This window comes from Gardnerella sp. 26-12, assembly GCF_001660745.1.
Classification (GTDB): Bacteria; Actinomycetota; Actinomycetes; order Actinomycetales; family Bifidobacteriaceae; genus Bifidobacterium; species Bifidobacterium swidsinskii.
Map to the genome: position 1 here is coordinate 1 of NZ_LWSR01000104.1, position 6,315 is coordinate 6,315.

Below are 6,315 nucleotides of genomic sequence, written 5' to 3' on the forward strand. Positions count from 1 at the left end.
TATTATTAGTTTATTTTGAACATTTGACACTGTTTGCAGCATACACTTTTATACGTATTGCATGCCACCATAACTATTCTTAATATTCACATTCATTACATAACTTGAAAAAATTACATAACACTTGCCACGCAGTATAGCAGACTATATGCGCAAGTACTACGCACAGTACTACACACTGCCACATAAACGCAAATAGATTGTTGCACTACAATCCACAACAATAGGTAAGATAACAGTGACATGCACATAGTATAAGAACATTACTGCTCATTCCATGCGCACCATTCGCCATTATGAAGGGATATATTATGACTTCTGTCGCAGTGCTGCTGCCGTGCTATAACGAGGCAATCACCATTGAAAAAGTTGTTAAAGACTTTAAGGCGGCACTTCCAGAAGCAACAATATACGTGTACGACAACAACTCAACAGACAATACTGCAAAAATAGCCAAAGAAGCAGGTGCTGTGGTTCGCAAAGAACCAAGACAAGGCAAAGGCAATGTAATTCGCGCAATGTTCCAAGATATAGACGCAGACGTATACGTAATGGCAGACGGCGACGACACCTACCCAGCAGAAGCTGCTCCAAAAATGGTTGCAAAAATCGTTGAAGGCTACGATATGGTTATTGGAGACCGCTTAAGCTCAACATATTTTCAAGAAAACAAGCGACCATTCCACAATTTTGGAAATCGCCTAGTGCGCGGCGCAATCAACACGCTTTTCCACGCAAAAGTAACTGACATTATGACAGGCTACCGCGCTTTTTCTTTTTCATTCGTAAAGACTTATCCTGTACTTTCGCGCGGATTTGAAGTTGAAACAGAAATGACTATTCATTCACTCAACAACAATATAAAACTGTACGAAATGCCAATTCAGTATCGTGACCGCCCAGAAGGATCAGTTAGCAAGCTAGACACCGTTGGCGACGGTATTCGAGTGCTTTCAACCATTTTTCACATGATTCGCGAATACAAACCAATGCCTTTCTTTGGAACACTTGGCGTAATAATAACACTGTGCGGAGTAGGAGCATGCATGCTTCCATTCATAGAATTTTGGCGCACACACCTAGTAACACGCTTCCCTACTCTAATTGGTGCTGTAATGCTAATTATTACAGGATTACTATTCTTTATTTCCGGAATTATTCTTGAGATTTTAGCCAAAAATGAGCGCAAACGTTTTATAGAACAAGTAAACCTTTTTGATTACATAAAAAGAAATAGAAAGTAGTAACCTGTGCGAGCCGTCATAAAAAACAATCTTAAACTAAAAACTTATTTGCCATATATAGTGTGCTTTGTTATAAGCGGACTAATAACACTAATGTTTTTTAGTAACTTATTTCAAGCATCCGAATTAGGATTTAAAACACAAAGCATAAATTTAAGCACAGTAAAAGAAGTAAAAGCTGAACAAGCAGAAGACTCTACAAACGCAAGCCGTGATGAAATATATGCAAAATACAAAAATGACGGCGTACATATATCTAAAAATGGCGCAGATGTAGAATTCACAAACTTAAACACGTACAGCAAAACATTAGAGATTTCGCTACAACAAACAAAACCAGTTTATTACGTAACTGGAAGCGTAGAATTAGAAGACTTTGGTGTAGCTCCTGGATACGCTTTAGCTAGCCAATTTAAAATAACAACAGGAAAATTTAATACGACTAAAGTACGTTTAGAAAGTCACGGAAAACTAAACAAAATAAAATTACACTTTAACGAAACGCCAAACGGAATCGTTGTTAAAAATATAACAATTAATCCAAAATACAAGTTGCACATAAACTATGGAAAATGGGCTATATTATTCGTTTTTGGATCCGCGATTATAACTATACGTAAGAAAAAATGGCACAAAATAGCCTATACTCAAGGAGATCGAGCTCAAACCATAATTTTTTGGGCTTTGTGCGCAATAGTAACCGGATTCTCACTGTATATTTGGCTCCGATTAAACACTTATAATCGAATACGCGTTCCACTCTCCTACGATAAATACGATTTTATAGACGGAAACCCATATACAGAGCAGTTAAAAGCCTGGAAACAAGGATCGCTATCTTTGCTACAAGACCCACCAAATGGCTTATTGCATTCAACAAACCCATTTAGCATTGGCAAAAGAATGCAATTAGTGCGCGAGGGAACTCCTGCAATATGGGATGTTGTGCTGCATAATGGCAAATATTATTGCTACTTTGGAATAGTACCGTTTATTTTAACTTATTTGCCGTTTAACGCTTTGTTCCCAGCTTGGATGCCGAGCGCAATAATGGTCACAACATTATTTGCAGCAATTACAATACCAGCATTATTTGCATTGTGGAAAGAAATAATAACATTCTTTGAAATACGAATAAACTACTGCTCAATGCTGCTTATAGGAGCAGCCTTACCATTTGGATGCCTTGTTTTTTATCTGCAAGCATCTGCATCGATTTACTACATTCCTATGGTAAGCGCTATATTTTTCGGAACATTATTTGTTTACGCATCACTGAAAGCCGTAAGGCTTAAGACTAAATTTACTCAGTACGCATTATTTGCTTTAGCTGGATTAAGCTTAGCTTTGCAATGCGGTTGTAGACCAAATTCCTGCATTTCCACAGTTGCGTTTATAGCTCCACTGTTTATTGCTTTACTGCTTAACAACTCCAGAAGCGTAGTAAATAAAGTATCTGCAGCTTTAAGCTTCCTAACTCCTGCAATAGCTGGGTTTGCCGGAATCTTAGTATATAACTACTTGCGTTTTGGTTCATTCTTTAACTTTGGTAATGAAGAACAATTAACAAATTTTGACTTGCGATTTAATCGTATAGCATTTGACCCTCTAAAAATCAAAGACTTGTTAATAAACTTCTTTATAAAGCCACCAAGCATAGATACGGAATTCCCGTATATTACAATAACCAGCTCAAACATTTCGGATTATGGAAATAGTTTCTTTAATCACATGACATTTGGTCTGCTATCAATACCACTTATTTGGGGCATTTTCTTAATAAGACGCAAGTACATGCAAAAAATCGAATACATAATGTGCTTAAGCGGAATAACATTCTCGATTATGTTAATCTACGTAAACTACTGCTTAGGCGGCAGCCTTTACCGTTATTATTGCGATTCAATAATAATTCTTATGATTATTGCATCTATTGGTTTTGCTAGAAGAAATTGCTCAGCTAATCAAGATGCGCAGTTGCAATTAGATAAAGAAAATGCATGCAACAATATCGAATTGAATAGGAACCAAATGTCTACTCAAACTCTAATCGTTGCATGCACTACATTAACGATAGTATTAGGATTCTTGCTTGTATTTGCAAATCACACAGAAGCTGCGAATGAAATACAATACACAAATCCAGATGCTTTTATTGCATGGAGCCAAATGCTATCAGTGGGCTTCTAACACAACATTCTGGCACTTTTGATGCCATAAGCCATTGCCATCATTGTGTTCATCTTCAATAGGCGCGCCGACCTTCTTAAAGTCACCGCGCGCATAATAATCCTTGCGAAGATTGAACATGATAACGAACTTCTTATCTGTGCCATGCGTCCAAACATCACCATTCTGGCAACGCTGACGCCACCAGCCACCACCCATATTCTCCTCATCAGCAACAGGAGCACCAAGCCAACCAGCACCACGATGCCTATAGTAAGAATCACGAAGAGCAAACATGATAACAAACTTCTTATCCCTACCATGCGTCCAAACATCACCATTCTGGCAACGCTGACGCCACCAGCCACCACCCATATTCTCCTCATCAGCAACAGGAGCACCAAGCCAACCAGCACCACGATGTCCTTGGTAAGAGTCGCGTAACTCAAACTGAATCACGTACTTAATGTCTCTACCATGCGTCCAAACATCACCATTCTGGCAACGCTGACGCCACCAGCCACCACCCATGTTTTCCTCGTCGGAAATAGGCGAGCCAAGTCGCGAATAGCTTCCGTGCTTATAGTAGGAGTCGCGCAATTCGTACTGGATTACGTACTTCTTATCTCGGCCTTGCGTAAACACATCGCCGTGCTGGCAACGCTGACGCCACCAGCCTGCGCCCAAGTTTTCCTCGTCGGAAATAGGAGCGCCTAGACGAGTGAATCCGCCGTGCTTATAGTAGGAGTCGCGCAATTCGTACTGAATCACGTACTTCTTATCTCGACCCTGCGTAAACACATCACCATTCTGGCAACGCTGACGCCACCAGCCAGCACCCAAATTCTCCTCTTGCGCAACAGGAGCGCCAAGGCGACCAGGACCGCCATGAGCATAATATGAATCGCGAAGCTCGTACTGGAGCACAAACTTCTTGTCTCCATTAGTCCATACTTCACGACGACCAGAACTCTTTACAGTCCAGCTACCATAGTTGCGCGTTTCTCCAGAAGGCTTAGAAGAATTAGGCTTAGTAATAGTGCTACCAAACTCAGAAACACCATTGATTTCACTGCCATCAGCCATGCCGAATGCGTTCAAATCGACGCGACCATCAATTCCGTCAACGCTGCCGTCGGAAGTGTACTGCCATCCGCGCAATGCTGTAGAAATAGGGAAGCCTACACGAGAACCGTAGCTAGCAACCCAGCTTGTACGCTCGTGAATATACTGAGAATTTAATGGTCCTCTCAAATAATTTGCATAAGAGTAAACGCCGAGCTTATGGTAGCCTGCAGAAACTAACTGATTCCACCAGGAAGCAACAATATCCTGGTAAACGTATGGTGATGTTGGTGGTTTATGACCACTCCAGCTCCACTTTTCCAAATCGTAATAAACAGGATACGTTAAATCTTGAGGACTTACTCCAGCACCCTTCAAAAGATTTACAATGTCGGCACCTTCAGCAGCACCATCTTCAGCTTTTTCAGCATAGGAATACATGTAAATGCCGAATGGAATACCAAGACGCTTGCATTCGCTAATATTGCGCAAAGCTTGCTTGTCATATCCATTATCCCAGCCATAGCTAATACGAATAATCGCACCATCTACTCCAGAAGCTTTTACAGCATCCCAATCAATTTCTTTTTGATGCTCAGAAACATCAATAACCGCCTTAGCGTTATGAACGAACACATCATCATTTCCATCAATAAAAGCCGTAGTGCCATCAGCATCACTCCAATGCGCACCATACTCATTATCAATAAACGAGCTTTGATACACAGTGCCAGAATGTGATTGAATAATAGGTTTAACAACACTTTTAGTATGCACATTGGTATACACATTAGCACGCACATTTGCATGCACATGTTCAATCGATGAAGATTTTTGCGGCGCAACGACATTCATAGTGAAAGCAGTAGCAGCCGACACTAATCCAGCTAATACACGTACGATAATCTGTCCCACGAGTCCTCCAGACATGTTTTTTACGTGCTTCTCCGCTATTACCATAGCAATAGCACCTAATAACAAGCATAAATTCAATGAAAATGTGAAAATAATATGCAAAACATGTGATTTTCACAAAAAACTGAAATAAATAAACCATTAAAAAGAAAATTGCAAAACGTAAAGCAAAAATAAAAAATGGAGCGGACGACGGGAATCGGACCCGCGTAATCAGTTTGGAAGACTGAGACTCTACCATTGAGCTACGTCCGCAATTACGCACCATATTTGCACGAAATATTCACGCACAAATATCGACTCGTTCAAGTATACAGATGCTTGTGACATCGACACAAGTGCACAAAACATATTTTTCTTATAATGTAGCTTTTCTTATAAGACTTCAAGCATTACAACAGCTGATGCAAAAGCTGAATTATCGTCTAATAATCCGTCATGACTAAGCGAAATATGCCAACGAATATTATCTATGTGCTCACTACTATCTACACACTCGCTGGACGCACTGAAAAGCGATTTTACAAGTTGCGAATGCACATCTGAGCTGAGAATAATGCGTGGGCAACCATGGGAATCGTTAAGAATCTCAATACTCGCCCACGGCATGTTATCCAGAGTATATGGATAAGGGTTATTTATTGTGCATAACGCCTCGGACCACGCTTTAATCACAGCTTCTTTGCCAGCCCAGCGTGCTGCAATATGTAAAGCTCTCTCATCATTCTTCACTTGCGCACGAAGATCACATTGTCGAAGCTCTCGCACAGAAAACAGCGCACGCCAACCATTGCCATCCTGCATCTGCTCAGCAAACTGCGCAACGTTTACCAAGTCGTGCCCTATTCCTGCAATCATACGCACCTACTTTTAACACACATACCTACTTTTTTATGTTCTACGCAAAAATACTATATAAAAT

Annotated in this window: 4 protein-coding genes and 1 tRNA gene; 2 read left to right on the top strand and 3 right to left on the bottom strand. The window is 40.4% G+C overall.

Annotated features, from left to right (window positions below; translation table 11 throughout):
• Nucleotides 1-311: 311 nt before the first annotated feature.
• Together A5295_RS05270 and A5295_RS05275 are read left to right on the top strand one after the other, a co-directional pair.
• Entirely contained in the window at nt 312-1,244 is a 933-nt protein-coding gene (locus A5295_RS05270; protein WP_064622029.1) for a glycosyltransferase family 2 protein, read from the top strand.
• A gap of 93 nt (nt 1,245-1,337) precedes the next feature.
• Nucleotides 1,338-3,434 carry a hypothetical protein gene (locus A5295_RS05275; protein ID WP_231875297.1) on the top strand — a complete coding sequence of 699 codons (2,097 nt, stop codon included), beginning with the start codon at nt 1,338-1,340 and terminating at the stop codon, nt 3,432-3,434.
• On the opposite strand, the gene A5295_RS05280 is transcribed toward A5295_RS05275, so the two are convergent.
• The 3 genes from A5295_RS05280 to A5295_RS05290 form a co-directional block, all read right to left on the bottom strand.
• Nucleotides 3,420-5,438, bottom strand: a complete 2,019-nt coding sequence (locus A5295_RS05280; RefSeq protein ID WP_180963741.1) for a glycoside hydrolase family 25 protein — start codon at nt 5,436-5,438, stop codon at nt 3,420-3,422. The genes A5295_RS05275 and A5295_RS05280 overlap by 15 nt on opposite strands.
• 136 nt (nt 5,439-5,574) lie before the next feature.
• Nucleotides 5,575-5,648: transfer RNA gene (locus A5295_RS05285), tRNA-Gly, on the bottom strand.
• Nucleotides 5,649-5,768: 120 nt separating this feature from the next.
• Complete coding sequence (locus A5295_RS05290; RefSeq protein ID WP_004109204.1) at nt 5,769-6,251, bottom strand: holo-ACP synthase; 483 nt, start codon at nt 6,249-6,251, stop codon at nt 5,769-5,771.
• Between the last annotated feature and the right edge of the window lie 64 nt (nt 6,252-6,315).

What these genes read in the sequence shown, in the direction of transcription:
- A5295_RS05270 (WP_064622029.1), top strand. Translation starts at nt 312, where the DNA reads ATGACTTCTGTCGCAGTGCTGCTGCCGTGCTATAACGAGGCAATCACC.
- A5295_RS05275 (WP_231875297.1), top strand. Translation starts at nt 1,338, where the DNA reads ATGTTTTTTAGTAACTTATTTCAAGCATCCGAATTAGGATTTAAAACA.
- A5295_RS05290 (WP_004109204.1), bottom strand. Translation starts at nt 6,251, where the DNA reads ATGATTGCAGGAATAGGGCACGACTTGGTAAACGTTGCGCAGTTTGCT.
- A5295_RS05280 (WP_180963741.1), bottom strand. Translation starts at nt 5,438, where the DNA reads ATGGTAATAGCGGAGAAGCACGTAAAAAACATGTCTGGAGGACTCGTG.